Below are 17,819 nucleotides of genomic sequence, written 5' to 3' on the forward strand. Positions count from 1 at the left end.
ATTTCATGGAAGAAAATAAACATGTAACGATTTATGATATTGCCGAAAGACTCAATTTGGCAACATCTACCATTTCACGAGCTTTAAAAGATCATCATACCATAAGTGATAAAACGATAAAGAAAGTGAAAAAAACCGCTGAAGAAATGGGCTTTGTTCCGAATACTTTGGCTGCAGGTTTGCGTGGAAATAAAACCAGAACCATTGGCGTTTTAATTCCAACTGTTACACAACCCTTTTTATCTTCCTTAATCAGCGGAATTGAAATTACAGCTCAAAAATCAGACTATACCGTAATCATCATGCAGTCGCACGATTCGTATGAAGAAGAAGTAAATATGGCGAAATCTTTATACAGCAATCGTGTAAGCGGTGTAATTTGTTCTCTCGCAATGGAAACCAGAGATACAGCACATTTTCATCAGTTTTCGAATAATAATATACCGTTGGTTTTTGTCGACAGGGTTCCGAAAGATTATAATACTTTTAGAGTTGTAATCGACAATTATACAGCAGGTTACAAAGCAACAAAACACCTTATCGAACAAGGCTGTATCCGCATTGCGCATTTAACAGCTGGTTCAGAATTAGGAAATTTATACAACGAAAGAAAAAGAGGTTACATAGAAGCCTTAAAAGATCATAATATCGATGTTGAAGAAGAATTGATTATCAATTTAAATTCAGTTACTTACGAAGATGGAGTAAAAGCCAGCAATGCGTTATTTGATTTGAAACCAATTCCTGACGGATTGTTTGCGCCCGGAGATATTTTGGCAGTTAGTGCCGTTCAGACTGCTAAAAAACGCGGCATCAAAGTTCCGGAAGAATTTAAAGTAATTGGTTTTAACAACGACCCAATTTCGCAGATTATCGATCCTAATTTGTCAACCATAACACATCCCGCAGAAAAAATGGGAAAAGCGGCGGCGGAAATTATTATCAAAAATCTGAAATCATCTAAAAACGATGATGCAAAAGAAATCACTTTCTTAAATACAGAAGTATTAGCCAGAGAATCTTCTCAGAAATAAAATAAATTCAGATTTTCAACCTGAATTCAACCCCTCCAAAGCAGGATAGTTTTTATAATTATCCTGCTTTTATTTGTTAAAGAAATTATTTTTTCAAAAAAAGACAAACTAAAATTTTTTTCTTCAATTACAATCTTATATTTTTACGCAACCGATTGCAATTGTTGTTTTATTTAGAATAATCTATTTTTTAAATTAAAATTTTGTCAAATACATTTAATCGGAAGTAAAATATTGATTTTTCAGATTGTAAAAGATTAAATTTAAACCATGACGTCATTAAGATTTATTTTCCTCTTCCTTTTGATTTCTTTTTCGGCTTCAGCGCAAAAGGATTATAAATTGTGGCTTCAGTATAATGCTGTAAGTAATTCTGCTATAATTTCAGAATACAAAAATAACCTTAAGGAAATTGTTATTTTAGGAAATTCTGAAACCATAAAAATTGCAGAAAAAGAACTCAAAACAGGATTTTTGGATATGTTGGGAAATATTCCTGAAATCAAACAAAATGTAAAAGGAGAAAATAATCTTATTGTTGGCTCTGAATCGAATTTAAATACCGAAATCAAAAACGAATTAAAATCTGATTTTGATAAAATAAATGATGAAGGTTTTATCATAAAATCCATTTCCATTAAAAACAAAAGGCAAATTATTATTACAGGAAAAAAAGACGTTGCCGTTTTATACGGAGTTTTTAATTTCCTGAGAATATTGCAAACGAATAAATCGGTTAAAAATTTAAATATTGCTGATTCTCCAAAAACCAATATCAGAATCCTGAATCATTGGGATAATCTGGATAGAACTGTCGAACGTGGTTACGCTGGATTTTCACTTTGGAACTGGCAGAAACTCCCTGATTTTATCGATCAGCGTTATATTGATTATGCCAGAGCAAATGCTTCAATCGGAATCAACGGAACGGTTTTAACCAATGTAAATGCAAATGCTTTAATCCTGACTCCGCAATATTTAGAAAAAGTCGAAGCCTTAGCAAATGTTTTCAGACCTTATGGAATAAAAGTCTATTTAACCGCAAGATTTTCGGCGCCAATCGAAATAGGAAACTTAAAAACCGCCGATCCAAAAGATCCAGAAGTCATTAATTGGTGGAAAAATAAATCGGCTGAAATTTATAAACGAATTCCAGATTTTGGCGGATTTTTGGTAAAAGCCAATTCAGAAGGTCAGCCCGGTCCTCAAAATTACGGAAGAGATCACGTTGACGGCGCTAATATGCTTGCCGATGCAGTCGCTGCGTTTGGAGGCATAATTATGTGGAGAGCATTCGTGTATTCAGAACACGATGCAAACGATCGTGCAAAACAAGCTTACGCCGAATTTCAACCTTACGATGGAAAATTCAAAGAAAATGTAATCGTTCAGGTCAAAAATGGAGCAATTGATTTTCAGCCCAGAGAACCTTTCCATCCGTTATTTGGAGCGATGCCCAAAACGCCTTTAATGATGGAATTTCAAATTACACAGGAATATTTAGGTTTCAGTACACATTTGGTTTTTCTGCCAAAATTATTTCAGGAAGTTTTAGAATCTGATACGTATCAAAAAGGAAAAGGTTCAACTGTTGCCAAAGTAATTGACGGGACTTTATATCAAAATAAATTAACAGGAATCGCAGGTGTGGCCAATATTGGAAATGATTTAAATTGGACAGGTCATCCTTTTGCGCAGGCCAACTGGTACGGTTTCGGAAGATTGGCCTGGAATCCGTATTTAGATTCGGAAACCATTGCAGATGAATGGTTAAGAAGCACTTTTTCTAACGATGAAAATTTCATCAAACCAGTTAAAGATATGATGATAGAATCTCGCGAAGCTGTTGTTAATTATATGATACCTTTAGGTTTGCATCATATTATGGATACTGGTCATCATTATGGACCTGGACCGTGGGTTTCGAATTTGTCAAGACCAGAATGGAATCCGACGTATTATCATAAAGCAGATAAAAACGGAATTGGTTTCGACAGATCAAAATCAGGCACAAATGCCGTTTCTCAATACGCTCCAGAAGTTGCCAGACTTTTTGATAATTTAGAAACCTGTCCAGAAAAAGAGCTACTGTGGTTTCATCATGTTTCATGGGATTACAAATTGAAAAACGGACAAACGCTTTGGAATGGTTTAGCATTAAAATATCAGGAAGGCGTAAATCAGGTTGCAGAAATGCAGAATATCTGGAAGAAAACCGAAAAATATATAGACAGCGAACGTTTTAACGAAGTCGAAATGTTATTAAAAATTCAGTATAAAGAAGCAAAATGGTGGCGTGATGCGTGTCTGTTGTATTTTCAGCAGTTTTCAGAAAAAGAACTTCCTGCTGAAGTAGAAAAACCAACGCAGACTTTAGAGTATTTTAAATCATTGAAATTCCCATTTGCACCGGGGAATGGATAAATAATTATAACGCGGATGATATGGATTCGCTATCGCGAAGACACGGAAAAAAGCGGATTTTTTCCAATTAAAATAAGAATAAAAAAAATCCGTGTAAACCAGCGTTTTCGCGATAGCGAATCCATGTCATCAGCGTCTAAAAAAATATAGAATAAAAATTATGAGCAAAAAAACGGCAATTGTAACCGGAGGAAATTCGGGATTAGGTTTTGCAACAGCAAAAAAACTTTGTGACAACGGAATCACAACTTATATAATAGGAAGATCAAAAGAAAAAACAGAAGACGCTTGTAAGGAAATTGGCGAAAATGCCATTCCCATAATCTTCGATTTAAATGATCTGAAAGGAATTCCTGCAATGATTGAAAGCATAACAAAAAATGGCTCGATTGATATTTTGGTAAACAACGCCGGAATCAACATGAAAAAGGAAATTCCAGATGTAACTGATGAAGACTTTCTTTCGATAATTCATACCAATTTACTGAGTGTTTTTGCGGTGAGCCGAGAAGTAATAAAAAATATGAAAGCCAATGGAAGCGGAAGTATAATCAATATCAGTTCGATGGCATCACAATACGGAATCCCAAAAGTAATTGCGTATTCGTCAAGCAAAGGCGCAATCGAAGCTATGACGCGTGCGATGGCAACAGAATTAGCTCCTGCAGGAATACGTGTAAACTGTATTGCTCCAGGGTTTATTAAAACTAAAATGTCGGCAGCAGCTTTAGATAACGACCCTGAAAGAAAAAATAAAGTGCTTGGAAGAACACCAATGGGCTATTTAGGCGAACCATCAGACATTGCAGATGCGGTTTATTATTTCGCTTTAAGCGAATCAAAATATACTACTGGTACGGTTTTGCCAGTTGATGGCGGGAATAGTATAGGGTTTTAATTTAAAGTTACTAAGAGGCAGAGGTTCAAAGGTTTTTGAAGCCACAGATTAAAGGATTAAAAAGGATTAAAATCAGCTCAATCTGCAAAATCTGCGGGAAACAAAACTTTGCGACTTAGTGGCATAAAAAAAGTCAATATGATAAAAATGCAGCAAACTATGCGATGGTTTGGTCCGAACGACAATGTCAAGTTAATTGATATTCGACAAGCAGGCGCAACAGGAATTGTAACCGCATTGCATCAAATTCCGGTTGGCGATGTGTGGACAATTGAAGCGATAAAAGAAAGGCAGGAAATCATTCGCAATTATGGTTTGGAATGGTCAGTTGTGGAAAGCCTTCCTGTTCATGAAGAAATCAAACGCGCTTCGGGAAATTATCTGCAATACATTGAAAATTATAAAATTTGCTTGCAAAATCTGGCGGAATGCGGCATCAAAATTATAACCTATAATTTCATGCCGATTTTGGATTGGGTCAGAACAAACCATGATTTCATTAACGAAGACGGAAGCAAAGCTTTACTGTACAATCAGGATGCGTTTACGTTTTTTGATGTTTTTCTTTTAAAAAGACCGAATTCAGAAAACGATTATTCTGATGACGAAAAAGAAAAAGCAATACAATTTGGAAATCAATTATCTGAAGACGAAAAGGCATTATTATTTAAAAATGTTTTGTTGGGATTACCGGGAAGTAAGATCAATTTTACAGAAGAACAGATTTTGTCTCTTTTAGGAAATTATACCGAAATCGATAATCAAAAATTAAGAGAAAACCTGATTTATTTTTTATCAGAAATAACGCCAATTGCAGAGCAAAATGAACAAAAATTAGCGATTCATCCAGACGATCCGCCGTTTTCGGTTTTAGGATTGCCAAGAATAGTTTCAACCGAAGCCGATTTGAAAGCTATTTTTAGCGCAGTTCCATCCATTGCAAACGGATTATGTTATTGTACAGGTTCATTAAGCGCTGATCCAAAAAATAATCTTGAAAAAATAATAGATGATTTTGGAGACCGAATTCATTTTTTACACTTGAGAAATACTATTCGCGAAAGCGAAACCATTTTTAGAGAATCAGAGCATTTAAATGGCGATGTCAATATAGAAGTTATTGTAGAGAAAATATTGTTCTTGATGAACAAAACAAAAATAAGTCTGCCAATGCGTCCCGATCATGGATTTCTGCATAGAGTTGATGAAACGAAAGAAACGTATCCGGGATATTCTTTGACAGGAAGATTAAAAGGTCTTGGTGAATTGCGAGGTTTAGAAATGGGAATTGGGTATAAATTGAATTTGTGATTGTTTATGGCATAATATGTATTGTTTGTTATTTTTTGATTTTAGATTTCAAGCGCAAACTTGTCATCCTGACGAAGGAAGGATCTTCGCAAGTAGCTCTACAAAGATTGGTGATTTTGATTGCGGAGTTTCTCGCGAAGATCCTTCCTTCGTCAGGATGACAAAAATGAGGTGATAATCTGTTACCAGAGTATGTGAATTTTACATAAATAACTGATACAGAAAAAGAAAATCTATGATTCTATGTGTTTAAAAATTAAAACTTCATACTTAATCCTATCACTTTTCCTCATCGGATTAAGCACAAAATTGTATGCGATAAATCCAGAGAAATATGTAGTAAATCAGGCTTCCGCCGAAAACTTTCCTTTAGTTTCAAAAGGAAAAACAGCTTCGATTTGGGTTGACGACAAAGATTATGCAGGAGTTTTAAAAGTAACAGGACATTTAGAAAATGACATTTTTAACGTTTCAGATTTACATTCAAAAAGAATTAAAAAGATTTCAGAAGCAGAACATTTCGTGGTTATTATTGGAACACTTGGAAAAAGTGAACTTATAAATCAATTAGTCAAAAAAGGAAAAATTGATGCAGCCGAACTTCAGGGAAAATGGGAAAAATTTACCACACAAATTGTCGAAAATCCGTTTAAAGGAATTAAAAAAGCGTTGGTAATTGCAGGTTCAGATAAAAGAGGAACTATTTACGGAATCTATGAATTGTCTAATCAAATTGGAGTTTCGCCTTGGTATTATTGGGCAGATGTTCCAGTTAAGAAACAATCAGAATTACATGTTTTGCCCGGAATTCATTCGCAGGGAGAACCAAAAGTAAAATACAGAGGAATTTTTATAAATGATGAAGCTCCTGCACTTACAGGTTGGGCATTCGAGAAATTTGGCGGATTTAATTCGAAATTTTACGACAAAGTTTTTGAATTAATTCTCCGAATGAAAGGCAATTATTTATGGCCGGCTATGTGGGGCAAAATGTTTTATGTTGAAGATCCAGAAAATGCTGTGTTAGCTGATGAATATGGAATTGTAATGGGAACTTCGCATCATGAACCGTTAACAAGAGCGCATGCCGAATGGGGAAAAGCAAACGGTAAATGGGATTTCAATACCAATTCGGAAGCTTTGATTAAGTTTTGGAAAGACGGAATTAAACGAATGGAAAATAAAGAAACCATCGTAACGATCGGAATGCGTGGCGACGGCGACGAACCCATGACAGAAGGAACGGCAATTGAATTATTAGAAAATATCGTAAAAAAGCAAAGAAATATTATTGCAGAAGTCACGAAAAAACCTACCGAAGAAACTCCGCAAATGTGGGCGCTTTACAAAGAAGTTCAGGATTATTATGACAAGGGAATGACTGTTCCTGATGATGTTACACTTTTATTATGTGATGACAATTGGGGAAATATTCGCAAACTTCCAGAACTTAATTCGAAATCAAGAAAAGGCGGTTACGGTATTTATTATCATTACGATTATGTTGGCGGTCCGAGAAATTACAAATGGATTAACACGAACCAAATCGAACGTGTTTGGGAACAAATGGATTTAGCGTATCAATATGGTATCGATAAAATCTGGATTGTAAATGTAGGCGATATCAAACCAATGGAATTTCCCATCGAGTTCTTTCTTGACATGGCGTGGAATCCTGAAAAGTTTAATGCTGAAAATCTACAAAATTATTATGTGAATTGGGCAAAAGAGAATTTTGACAATCAGTTTACAGATGAAATTGCTGAAATTTTGAAATTATACACAAAATACAATTCCCGAAGAAAACCCGAATTATTAGATGCTAAAACGTATAGTATCACCAATTATAACGAAGCAGATAAAGTTGTTGCAGATTATCAAAAATTGGTTGAAAAAGCCAATTCGATAAACAAAAAATTGAAACCAGAGTATAAAGATGCTTTTTATCAGCTCGTTTTGTTTCCTGTTTTGGCGAGCTCGAATTTAAATGAATTGTATGTTGCAACGGCTAAAAATCACTTATATGCAGAACAAGGAAATCCGATTGCAAATGAGTATGCTGAAAAAGTAAAAATGTTATTTGAAAAAGATAGTCTGTTGACGAATTATTATCATACTAAAGTGGCGAATGGAAAATGGAATCACATGATGTCGCAAACGCATATTGGTTATGATAATTGGCAGCAGCCGGATAAAAATGTGATTCCGAAAACAAAGAAAATTGCGCCTGCAGTTCAAGCGGTAAAAGTGATTACCGCTGAAGAGATTTTAAAAAAAGAGACATCAATTAGTAAAAAACAAGATTTAGCTCAAGCTCATGGTTTTATTGAGAACGACGGTTATATTTCAATAGAAAGTAAAAATTATTCTAAAGCCATAAATTCAGATTTAGTAAAATGGACGATAATTCTGAATCTTGGTAAAACAGATTCTGGAATAACAATCAAACCTTCAAATATTCAGCCGATTGAAATTTCAGAACAATCTCCAAGATTAGATTACAATGTTCATTTTTTTAGTAAAGGAAAAATAAAAGTATACGCTTATTTTTCGCCAACAATCAATTTTAAAAAAGATGACGGATTAAAATACGGAATTGCTTTTGATAATGAAAAACCGCAAATAATGAACCTTAACGCAGATTCATCCGAAAAAGCCTGGGCAGAATCTGTTGCGAATAATATTAAAATAATAACATCAACGCATCAAATTGAAAAAGCAGGAAATCATGTTTTAAAATTTTATGCCGTAGATCCGGCTTTGGTGCTTCAGAAAATTGTAATTGAAACCGAAGAGGGAAAAGTTTTGGAGTCGTATTTGGGTCCGCCGGAGAGTTTTAGGAAGGAATAATTATTACGAGTTCAGACCTGACAGGTTTTTAAAACCTGTCAGGTCTTTGAGAAAGAAAAACAATTAACTATTTAAACCAAAAGATATGAAATTTATAAAACCTTATTTATTTGCCGTCACGAGCTTGCTGACCATAAGCTGTACTTCGCAAAAAGAAACCGCATCGTTAAAAGACGCTTATAAAAATGATTTCTACATCGGAACCGCTTTAAGTGCTGAGCAAATCGAAGAAAAAAACAAAAAAGAAGATTCTCTGATTCGAAAAGAATTTAATGCAATTACGCCGGAAAACATTATGAAATCAATGTTTACACATCCGCAAAAGGATAAATACGATTTTGCTTTATCAGATAAATTTGTGGCGTATGGTGAGAAAAATAAAATGTTTATTCACGGACATACTTTAATCTGGCATAGTCAATTAGCGCCATGGATGGAAAAAATTGCCGACAGCACAGAAATGAAAGCGTTTATGAAAGATCATATCACGACAATAGTTTCTAAATACAAAGGCAGAATCAATTCGTGGGATGTTGTAAATGAAGCTTTAAACGAAGACGGAACTTTGAGACAATCCATTTTTTTGAAAACACTTGGCGAAAAATATCTGGTTGATGCTTTCAAACTGGCAGAAAAAGCTGACCCAAAAGTGGAGTTATATTACAACGATTATAATATCGAAGAAACCGCAAAAAGAGCAGGAGCAATTGCTTTAATCAAAAAAATAAAAGCAGAAGGAGGAAAAGTTGACGGCGTTGGCATTCAGGGACACTGGCGATTGCAAAGTCCATCGATTGAAGAAATTGAAAAAAGTATTTTAGAATATTCGGCATTAGGAATTAAAGTTGCTTTTACAGAATTGGATATTACCGTTTTACCAAATCCGTGGGATTTAAAAGGAGCAGATGTAAACCAGAATTTTGAAGGAAGCGAAAAAATGAATCCGTATCCAAAAGCGTTGCCGGATTCTATTCAAAACAAACTTGCAGAACGTTATGAATCGATTTTTAAGCTATTTTTAAAACATAAAGATAAAATCAGCAGAGTTACATTTTGGGGTGTTCATGACGGACAATCGTGGCTGAACGACTGGCCGATAAAAGGCAGAACCAATTATCCGCTTCCGTTTGATAAGCAATTAAAACATAAACCAGCTTACGACAGTATCTTAAAGTTGAAAGAAAGTAAAGAATAAACAGCGAAAACAACTCATTATTAGCTAATTTAATAACAATCGGTTGTGAAATGAAAAATAACTTAAATAAAGTAAACTAAATTTGCATAATATGTTTTTTTGTATAATTTTACACAACCGATTGTTTTGATTGCAATCTACTTTCCTGTAAGGTTTCCAAAACCTTGTAGGTATATTTGAGAATTATTGTAAAAATAATTAAAACCTACAAGGTTTTGGAAACCTTGCAGGACTAAAACTATCTAACCACAAAGCCACCAATGAGTAACATTTCACAAAAATTATCCATTAAAGAAAAAATTGGATACAGCTTAGGAGACTTAGCCGCAAATCTGGTTTTTCAGACTTTGATGACCTATCTGGCGTATTTCTACACCGATATTTACGGATTATCGCCAACAGATTCTTCCATCATCATGTTGATTGTTGGATTAATTGCCGCTTTTATTTTTAATCCGATCATTGGGGTTTTGGCAGACAGAACCAGTACAAAATGGGGAAAATTCAGACCGTGGATTTTATTGACTGCAATTCCGCTTGGAGTAGTGGCATTATTAGCCTTTTCAACTCCCGATTTCTCGTATAAAGGAAAAGTAATTTATGCTGTTGTAACGTATACTTTATTACTTCTTTTTTATGCCGGAAACAATCTGCCGTATTCTGCTTTAAGTGGTGTTATTACAGGCGATATGGGCGAAAGAAACAGTATGTCATCCTATCGATTTGTAGCGGTGATGTTTGCTCAGTTTTTCGTTCAGGTTTTTATGCTTGGCATTATTAAAAGTGCCGGAAACGGAGATAAAGCAGTCGGAATTGAAAAAGTAATGACAGCCTTGGCGATTATAGGCACTATTATGCTTTTAATTACATTTTTAACTACGAAAGAAAGGATCATTCCAAAACCAGAACAAAAGTCAAGTGTCAAAGAAGACTTAAGCGATTTAATAAAAAACAGACCCTGGATAATCATGCTTTCACTTACGACGTTGGTTTTTGTGACTTTGGCAATGAAAGGCGGCTCGTATGTATATTATTTTGAGAATTATGTTGATAAGAATAAATTGGCAATTTTCATTCAGCCTATTTTGGATTTTCTAACCAATATCGGATTGAATCATTTTGGAAATGATCCTGTTTCAGCAGGTTTTGGTTTATTCAATGCGGGCGGAATTATTTTTATGATTGTTGGTATTACATTGTCTAAAAACTTGGCCGACAAATACGGAAAAAGAAATGTTTTTCGCCTGTTTTTATTCATATCAACTTTATTCATTATCGCTTTTTATTTCTTTCCGTCAACATCAATAGGATTGATATTTTTCTCCCAAATCTTACACGGATTTTTCTACGGAATCACAATTCCAATTCTTTGGGCAATGATTGCCGATGTTGCCGATTATTCAGAATGGCTCAACAATCGTCGTGCAACAGCAATTATATTTTCAGCAATGATGGTTGGGCTAAAAACGGGATTAAGTATTGGAGGCGCTTTAACCACTTTATTTTTGGGCTATTTCCATTATATTCCAAATTCACCAGCTCAGTCAGAAACAGCTGTAAACGGCATCAAATTACTAGTAAGTATTTTCCCTGCAATCCCTTTTTTAATTGGAGCCGGATTGCTGTTTTTCTATAAAATCAACAAAGAAATGGAAGTGCAGATCGAAACAGAACTAAAAGAAAGAAGAACTTAATTATTTAAAACAAAATATTACTATGCCTGAAGATAGCATTGAACACATTAATTTTGAGGAAATTAATGACCTGGCGATTTCGAAGCCTTTAGTATCCCATATTTACACAGCCGATCCTTCGGCGCATGTATTCAACGGGAAAATTTACATTTATCCGTCGCACGACATAGATGCGGGAATTCCGTTTAATGACAATGGAGATCATTTCGGGATGGAAGATTATCACGTTTTTTCGATGGAAACTATAACTTCTGAAGTGGTTGATAATGGAGTAGCGCTTCATGTAAAAGATGTAACATGGGCCGAAAAGCAAATGTGGGCACCGGATGCAGCACATAAAAACGGAAAGTATTATTTGTATTTCCCTGCCAAACGAGCTAACGGAATTTTCCAGATTGGCGTTGCAGTAGGAGATGCGCCAGAAGGACCATTTGTGCCTCAGCCCGACGCTATAAAAGGAAGTTACAGCATTGATCCTGCGGTTTTTGAAGATGAAGACGGTAAACACTATATTTATTTTGGCGGAATCTGGGGCGGACAGCTTCAAAAATACCGTAACAATAAATACGATGAAAACAATGCAGAACCTTTAGCGGGAGAAAAAGCTCTGGGGCCAATTGTAGCTTTACTTCGTGATGATATGCTTGAATTTGCCGAAGAACCAAGAGAAATCCAGATTTTGGATGAAAAAGGAAATGTGCTTTTGGCAGATGATAATAACCGTCGTTTTTTTGAAGCTTCGTGGGTTCATAAATACAACGGAAAATATTATTTCTCTTATTCAACAGGCGACACGCATTTTATTTGTTATGCTATTGGCGACAATCCGTATGGACCGTTTACGTATCAGGGAAGAATTTTAAATCCTGTTATTGGCTGGACATCGCATCATTCAATTTGTGAAGTCGAAGGCGAATGGTATTTGTTTTATCACGATTCGAGTTTGTCAAAAGGCGTAACGCATTTGCGAAGCATGAAAGTAACTAAAATTGATTATTTAGAAGATGGTTCTATTATAACGATTGACCCTTACGGAATAAGAAGATTAATAGATTAAAAAAAATTTGCTGAAAAATACAATCGGTTGTGTTAGTTAATTCAAACAGAATAAAAAGATAACAATTTTTAATGTAAAAGTATTTTTTTATACCATACAATTATTTACTTTAGCATAACAGAACGGAACAGAATAGTATGCTAAAAGAAGAAGAAAAATTTGAGTTTATAATCAATCACGAAAGTGATATTCCGAAGTACCAGCAGTTGGTTGATGGAATTACAAATGCCATTGCAGAGAATATTTTACAAAAAGGAGATTTACTTCCGTCAGTAAATATAATCTGCAAAACATATCAGCTTTCGAGAGACACGGTTTTTAAGGCGTATACGATTTTAAAAGACCAAAATACGATTGAATCTGTACCGAATAAAGGTTATTATGTGGCGGGCGAAACAAGGAAAGTGCTTTTGGTTTTAGACACTTTTAAGGCTTATAAAGAAGTTTTGTACCACTCGTTTGTGAATAATCTGCCGGATAATGTAATTACTGATGTGCAGTTTCATCATTATAATATCGATGTTTTTAAAACGATCATCAACAACGGAATCGGGAAGTATTACAAATACGTGGTGATGAATTTTGATCATAAAGATATTGCTCCAGCCTTATCGGCGATTTCAAAAGATAAACTGCTTTTGATAGATTGGAATATTCAGGCAGATAAAAGCTATAATTATGTTTTTCAGGATTTTGGAAAAGCGTTTTATGAGTCATTGACAGAGGCGGCTGATTTGTTTAAGAAGTATAAAAAGATACAATTTGTATATCCGGATTTTACGAATCATCCGTGGGAAACGGTAGAATATTTTAAGAAATTCTGTGCTGATTTTGGTTTTGAATATGATCTGATTACAGACCCGAAAAAGTTCAATATCGAAAAAGGAATTGCTTATATCAGTGTAAGTGACAGGATTTTAGGCTACTTTTTGGAACAGTGCAAAGACAAAGATTATGAACCCGGAAAAGATGTTGGTTTTTTGTCGTACAACGAAACGCCAATGAAGAAATTTATTTATAAAGGAATTTCAGTTGTTTCAACTGATTTTAAAGAATTAGGAACCAAAGCAGCGGCATTTATTACACATGACGAAGAAACGAAGTGTTATGTGCCGACAAAATTAATAATAAGAGAATCATTATAGTATGTATTATATCGGTTATGATATTGGAAGTTCTTCTGTCAAGGCAGCCTTGGTAGAAGCAGAAACGGGAAAAAAAGTAATCGTTTTGAATGAACCTCAAAACGAAATGGAAATCCTTTCGATTCACCCGGATTGGGCAGAGCAGGATCCTGAAATCTGGTGGCAGCACATTTGTACCGCAACGAAAAGAGCGATTAAAGAAGCTAATATCGACGCCTCTAAAATTCAGGGAATTGGTATTTCGTATCAAATGCACGGATTGGTGATTGTTGACAAAGAAGGCGTTCCATTACGAAATTCTATTATTTGGTGCGACAGCCGTGCAGTTGAAATTGGGAATACCGCTTTCGCCGAAATTGGAGAAGAGAAATGTATGTCACATTTATTGAATTCGCCAGGAAATTTTACAGCTTCGAAATTAAAATGGGTGAAAGAAAACGAACCCGAAGTTTACAATAAAATTGATAAATACATGCTTCCGGGTGATTATATCGCTTTGAAATTAACAGGCGAAGTAACGACAACTAAAAATGGTTTGTCTGAAGGAATGCTTTGGGATTATAAAGAAAATAAAGTAGCCGATTGGCTTTTAGAATATTACGAAATTGATACATCATTAACTCCAAAAATTGTAGAAAATTTCACGAATCAAGGTTTTGTCACTGAAAAAGCTTCACAAGAATCTGGTCTTCCGGTGGGAATTCCGATTGTTTACAGAGCGGGAGATCAGCCTAATAATGCGCTTTCATTAAATGTATTAAATCCGGGAGAAGTGGCGGCTACGGGCGGAACTTCGGGAGTGTTTTATGCAATAAGCGAAATGTCATCTGGAAAAAGTACAAGAGTAAACAATTTCGTTCACGTAAACTACGAATTGGAAACGCCAAGAGTTGGTAAACTTTTAAATATTAATGGAGCAGGAATTCAGTACAGATGGCTTCGTAACAATATGGGGAACGAAAGTTACGAAGTAATGAATGAAAAAGCTTCTAATATTGAAATTGGTTCAGAAGGCGTTGTTGTGATTCCGTTTGGGAATGGCGCTGAGCGTATGTTCAATAATAAAAATATCGGAACTCATTTTTTAAATCTGAATTTAAATATTCATAATAGTGCGCATTTGTTTAGAGCTTCTCTTGAAGGAATTGCTTTTTCGTTTGTGTACGGAATGGAATGTTTGAAAGATGATAATGCGACGATTAATGTAATTAGAGCCGGAAATGATAATCTTTTCCGTTCGGAGATTTTTTCAAATACTGTGGCAACTTTAATCGGTCATGAAATTGAAATTTACAATACAACGGGAGCTGTCGGAGCAGCGAGAGCAGTTGGTTTAAAAGATGGTGATTACAGCAAATTTGGGGCAAATGTGAGTGACAACGACCACGTAATGACGTTTTTACCACTTCACAACAAAGAGCCTTATGAAACGGCTTATAAAAAATGGAAACAAGAATTAGAATTAATATTAACAAACAAATAAAAAAATAAATAAAATGATAGTTTTAGGAGATAAAGAATACTACAAAGGTATTGGCCAAATTAAGTTTGAAGGAAAAGAATCTGACAATCCTTTGGCATTTAAATATTACAATCCAGATCAGGTTGTAGCTGGAAAAACAATGCGTGAGCACTTTAAATTTGCGATTGCTTACTGGCATACTTTCTGCGGACAAGGAAGCGATCCATTCGGACCAGGAACACAGCAGTTTGCTTGGGATGCTTCATCAGATCCGTATCAAGCAGCAAAAGATAAGGCAGACGCTGCTTTTGAATTTATCAGTAAAATGGGATTCGATTATTTCTGTTTCCATGATTACGATTTGATTGCTGAAGGAGCAACTTTCGCAGAATCAGAAAAACGTTTGGCTTTTATTACAGATTATTTAAAACAGAAAAAAGCAGATTCTGGAATTAAATTGCTTTGGGGAACTTCAAACTGTTTCTCAAACCCAAGATTCATGAACGGAGCAGCTACAAATCCAGATTTTAATGTAGTAGCAAGAGCAGGTGGACAAGTAAAATTAGCACTTGACGCGACAATCGCTTTAGGCGGAGAAAACTACGTGTTCTGGGGCGGTAGAGAAGGTTATATGTCTTTGCTAAACACAGATATGGGAAGAGAATTAGACCACATGGCGCAATTCTTAGCAATGTCAAGAGATTACGCAAGAGCGCAAGGTTTTAAAGGAACTTTTTTCATCGAGCCAAAACCAATGGAACCATCTAAACACCAATACGATTTTGACTCAGCTACAGCAATCGGATTCTTGAAAAATTATGGTTTAGATAAAGATTTCAAAATCAATATTGAGGTAAATCACGCAACTTTGGCACAACACACTTTCCAACACGAATTAGAAGTTGCGGCAAAAGCAGGAATGTTAGGAAGCATCGATGCAAACAGAGGTGACTACCAAAACGGTTGGGATACTGACCAATTTCCAAATAACATTCAGGAAACTACTGAAGCGATGTTGGTTTTCTTAAAAGCTGGCGGATTGCAAGGTGGAGGAGTTAACTTTGATGCTAAAATCAGAAGAAATTCTACAGACTTAGAAGATGTTTTCTTAGCGCACATTGGTGGAGCTGATACTTTTGCTAGAGCTTTACTAACGGCAGATAAAATCATCACTTCTTCTCCTTACGAAAAATTAAGAAAAGAAAGATACAGCTCTTTTGATTCTGGAAAAGGAAAAGATTTTGCTGAAGGAAAACTAAACCTTAAAGATCTTTACACTATCGCTCACGAAAATGGAGAATTAAATCTTCAGAGCGGTAAACAGGAATTGTTTGAAAATATCATCAACCAATATATTTAATTGGTAAAATCCATAAGTTAAACCTGACAGGTTTTTAAAACCTGCCAGGTTTATAAAAATCTAAGAAAATTTAAATTTTTAAATATGATAGTTGTAAAACGTTAAATTATTTAAAAATGTTTTTTTGGATGAAAACTTTGAAAATGTGTATTAAGATTATGACTTGTTTTTGAAGTCAGGATTTGAGAAAAATAAATTCAAGGTTTAGTTAGTATTTTTAAAATCAAGATAAAAAAACAAGATCAGTTTAATAAAAATTTGTAGTGAGTTCTATTTTTATTAAAGGTTTTTTGAAGAGCAGAATCGATCGAAATGCACATTTTTTCTCACTAGAACTTAGACGCACTGCGGTGCGTCTCTACAAATTACACACAATCTTTGTCAAAGTTTTAAACTTTGACAAAGTTAATTACACAAAGAAATACCCACAATTTTGTCATTTCGAGGAACGAGACAAGATTGAGAGTCAATTTGTTAAACTTTGGGTTAGCCGCACTACATTGTGTCTCTACAATCCCAATCTTAAACCAAAAACTTATGAAATTTTTTATTGATACAGCAAACCTCGAAGACATTCGCGAAGCACAATCGCTTGGCGTTCTCGATGGCGTAACCACCAATCCGTCGTTAATGGCCAAAGAAGGAATTACCGGAAAAGAAAATATCTTAAAACACTATCTGGATATTTGTAATATTGTTGACGGAGATGTTTCTGCTGAGGTAATCTCAACTGATTTTGACGGAATGGTTCGTGAAGGCGAAGAACTTGCCACTTTACATCCGCAGATTGTGGTGAAATTACCCATGATTGGTGACGGTGTAAAAGCCTGTAAATATTTTTCTTCAAAAGGAATTCGTACCAATGTAACTTTAGTGTTTTCGGCTGGTCAGGCATTATTAGCTGCAAAAGCTGGAGCAACTTATGTTTCTCCATTTTTAGGAAGATTAGATGATGTTTCTACAGACGGAATGAATCTAATTGCCGAAATAAGAGAAATCTACGATAATTATGATTATCAAACTCAGATACTTTCAGCTTCTGTTCGACATACAATGCATATTATCAATTGTGCCAAAATAGGATCGGATGTAATGACCGGACCATTATCGGCAATTAAAGGATTATTGAAACATCCATTAACAGATATTGGCCTGAAACAATTTGTTGAAGATGCTAAAAAAATGAATCTCTAAACCCTAAAATAAGCATTACAACCAAAAAGCTCTTTTCATAACGAAAAGGGCTTTTTTTATTGATTTTTAACAACCGATTGCCTTTTTTGAATCTTTTTTAAGAGAATGATCTTTAATTCTCTCTTGTATTCTGCTATCCTTTAGAATATTAAAGTAAATTTTGAATTAATATGTACTTTTTGTATTACTAAAACG

General features: G+C 34.9%; 12 protein-coding genes. All 12 read left to right on the plus strand.

All coding sequences use genetic code 11. From position 1 onward, the window contains the following. Nucleotides 1–5: 5 nt before the first annotated feature. The 12 genes from ABDW27_RS17460 to fsa all read left to right on the plus strand — a co-directional run bounded on the left by ABDW27_RS17460 (nucleotide 6) and on the right by fsa (nucleotide 17,624). Entirely contained in the window at nucleotides 6–1,034 is a 1,029-nt protein-coding gene (locus tag ABDW27_RS17460; RefSeq protein ID WP_343697046.1) for a LacI family DNA-binding transcriptional regulator, read from the plus strand. 270 nt (nucleotides 1,035–1,304) lie between these two features. Continuing rightward, nucleotides 1,305–3,458 (plus strand): alpha-glucuronidase family glycosyl hydrolase, encoded by a 2,154-nt coding sequence (locus ABDW27_RS17465; protein ID WP_343697047.1) that lies wholly within the window; start codon nucleotides 1,305–1,307, stop codon nucleotides 3,456–3,458. 160 nt (nucleotides 3,459–3,618) lie between these two features. After that, a complete protein-coding gene (locus tag ABDW27_RS17470) occupies nucleotides 3,619–4,356 on the plus strand; it encodes an SDR family oxidoreductase (protein WP_343697048.1) in 738 nt (245 codons plus the stop codon). Between the two features lie 147 nt (nucleotides 4,357–4,503). Then, the gene (uxuA, locus tag ABDW27_RS17475; protein WP_343698141.1) at nucleotides 4,504–5,667 is read left to right on the plus strand and encodes a mannonate dehydratase; all 1,164 of its coding nucleotides are present in this window, start codon (nucleotides 4,504–4,506) and stop codon (nucleotides 5,665–5,667) included. A gap of 243 nt (nucleotides 5,668–5,910) precedes the next feature. Continuing rightward, the gene (locus tag ABDW27_RS17480; protein WP_343697049.1) at nucleotides 5,911–8,517 is read left to right on the plus strand and encodes a glycosyl hydrolase 115 family protein; all 2,607 of its coding nucleotides are present in this window, start codon (nucleotides 5,911–5,913) and stop codon (nucleotides 8,515–8,517) included. 85 nt (nucleotides 8,518–8,602) lie between these two features. Continuing rightward, nucleotides 8,603–9,712 carry an endo-1,4-beta-xylanase gene (locus tag ABDW27_RS17485; protein ID WP_343697050.1) on the plus strand — a complete coding sequence of 370 codons (1,110 nt, stop codon included), beginning with the start codon at nucleotides 8,603–8,605 and terminating at the stop codon, nucleotides 9,710–9,712. 260 nt (nucleotides 9,713–9,972) lie between these two features. Next, the gene (locus ABDW27_RS17490) at nucleotides 9,973–11,406 is read left to right on the plus strand and encodes an MFS transporter (RefSeq protein WP_343697051.1); all 1,434 of its coding nucleotides are present in this window, start codon (nucleotides 9,973–9,975) and stop codon (nucleotides 11,404–11,406) included. Between the two features lie 22 nt (nucleotides 11,407–11,428). Next, nucleotides 11,429–12,463 (plus strand): glycoside hydrolase family 43 protein, encoded by a 1,035-nt coding sequence (locus tag ABDW27_RS17495; protein ID WP_343697052.1) that lies wholly within the window; start codon nucleotides 11,429–11,431, stop codon nucleotides 12,461–12,463. A 137-nt stretch (nucleotides 12,464–12,600) separates the two neighbouring features. Continuing rightward, entirely contained in the window at nucleotides 12,601–13,608 is a 1,008-nt protein-coding gene (locus tag ABDW27_RS17500) for a GntR family transcriptional regulator (protein ID WP_343697053.1), read from the plus strand. Between the two features lies 1 nt (nucleotide 13,609). Beyond that, nucleotides 13,610–15,091 (plus strand): FGGY-family carbohydrate kinase, encoded by a 1,482-nt coding sequence (locus tag ABDW27_RS17505; protein WP_343697054.1) that lies wholly within the window; start codon nucleotides 13,610–13,612, stop codon nucleotides 15,089–15,091. Between the two features lie 13 nt (nucleotides 15,092–15,104). Continuing rightward, the gene (xylA, locus tag ABDW27_RS17510; protein WP_343697055.1) at nucleotides 15,105–16,430 is read left to right on the plus strand and encodes a xylose isomerase; all 1,326 of its coding nucleotides are present in this window, start codon (nucleotides 15,105–15,107) and stop codon (nucleotides 16,428–16,430) included. Between the two features lie 537 nt (nucleotides 16,431–16,967). Beyond that, nucleotides 16,968–17,624 (plus strand): fructose-6-phosphate aldolase, encoded by a 657-nt coding sequence (fsa, locus tag ABDW27_RS17515; RefSeq protein WP_343697056.1) that lies wholly within the window; start codon nucleotides 16,968–16,970, stop codon nucleotides 17,622–17,624. Nucleotides 17,625–17,819 lie beyond the last annotated feature (195 nt).

The organism is Flavobacterium sp., assembly GCF_039595935.1.
Taxonomy (GTDB): Bacteria; Bacteroidota; Bacteroidia; order Flavobacteriales; family Flavobacteriaceae; genus Flavobacterium.

What these genes read in the sequence shown, in the direction of transcription:
- ABDW27_RS17500 (WP_343697053.1), top strand. Translation starts at nt 12,601, where the DNA reads ATGCTAAAAGAAGAAGAAAAATTTGAGTTTATAATCAATCACGAAAGT.
- ABDW27_RS17460 (WP_343697046.1), top strand. Translation starts at nt 6, where the DNA reads ATGGAAGAAAATAAACATGTAACGATTTATGATATTGCCGAAAGACTC.
- uxuA (WP_343698141.1), top strand. Translation starts at nt 4,504, where the DNA reads ATGCAGCAAACTATGCGATGGTTTGGTCCGAACGACAATGTCAAGTTA.
- xylA (WP_343697055.1), top strand. Translation starts at nt 15,105, where the DNA reads ATGATAGTTTTAGGAGATAAAGAATACTACAAAGGTATTGGCCAAATT.
- ABDW27_RS17495 (WP_343697052.1), top strand. Translation starts at nt 11,429, where the DNA reads ATGCCTGAAGATAGCATTGAACACATTAATTTTGAGGAAATTAATGAC.
- ABDW27_RS17485 (WP_343697050.1), top strand. Translation starts at nt 8,603, where the DNA reads ATGAAATTTATAAAACCTTATTTATTTGCCGTCACGAGCTTGCTGACC.
- ABDW27_RS17465 (WP_343697047.1), top strand. Translation starts at nt 1,305, where the DNA reads ATGACGTCATTAAGATTTATTTTCCTCTTCCTTTTGATTTCTTTTTCG.
- fsa (WP_343697056.1), top strand. Translation starts at nt 16,968, where the DNA reads ATGAAATTTTTTATTGATACAGCAAACCTCGAAGACATTCGCGAAGCA.
- ABDW27_RS17470 (WP_343697048.1), top strand. Translation starts at nt 3,619, where the DNA reads ATGAGCAAAAAAACGGCAATTGTAACCGGAGGAAATTCGGGATTAGGT.
- ABDW27_RS17490 (WP_343697051.1), top strand. Translation starts at nt 9,973, where the DNA reads ATGAGTAACATTTCACAAAAATTATCCATTAAAGAAAAAATTGGATAC.
- ABDW27_RS17505 (WP_343697054.1), top strand. Translation starts at nt 13,610, where the DNA reads ATGTATTATATCGGTTATGATATTGGAAGTTCTTCTGTCAAGGCAGCC.
- ABDW27_RS17480 (WP_343697049.1), top strand. Translation starts at nt 5,911, where the DNA reads ATGTGTTTAAAAATTAAAACTTCATACTTAATCCTATCACTTTTCCTC.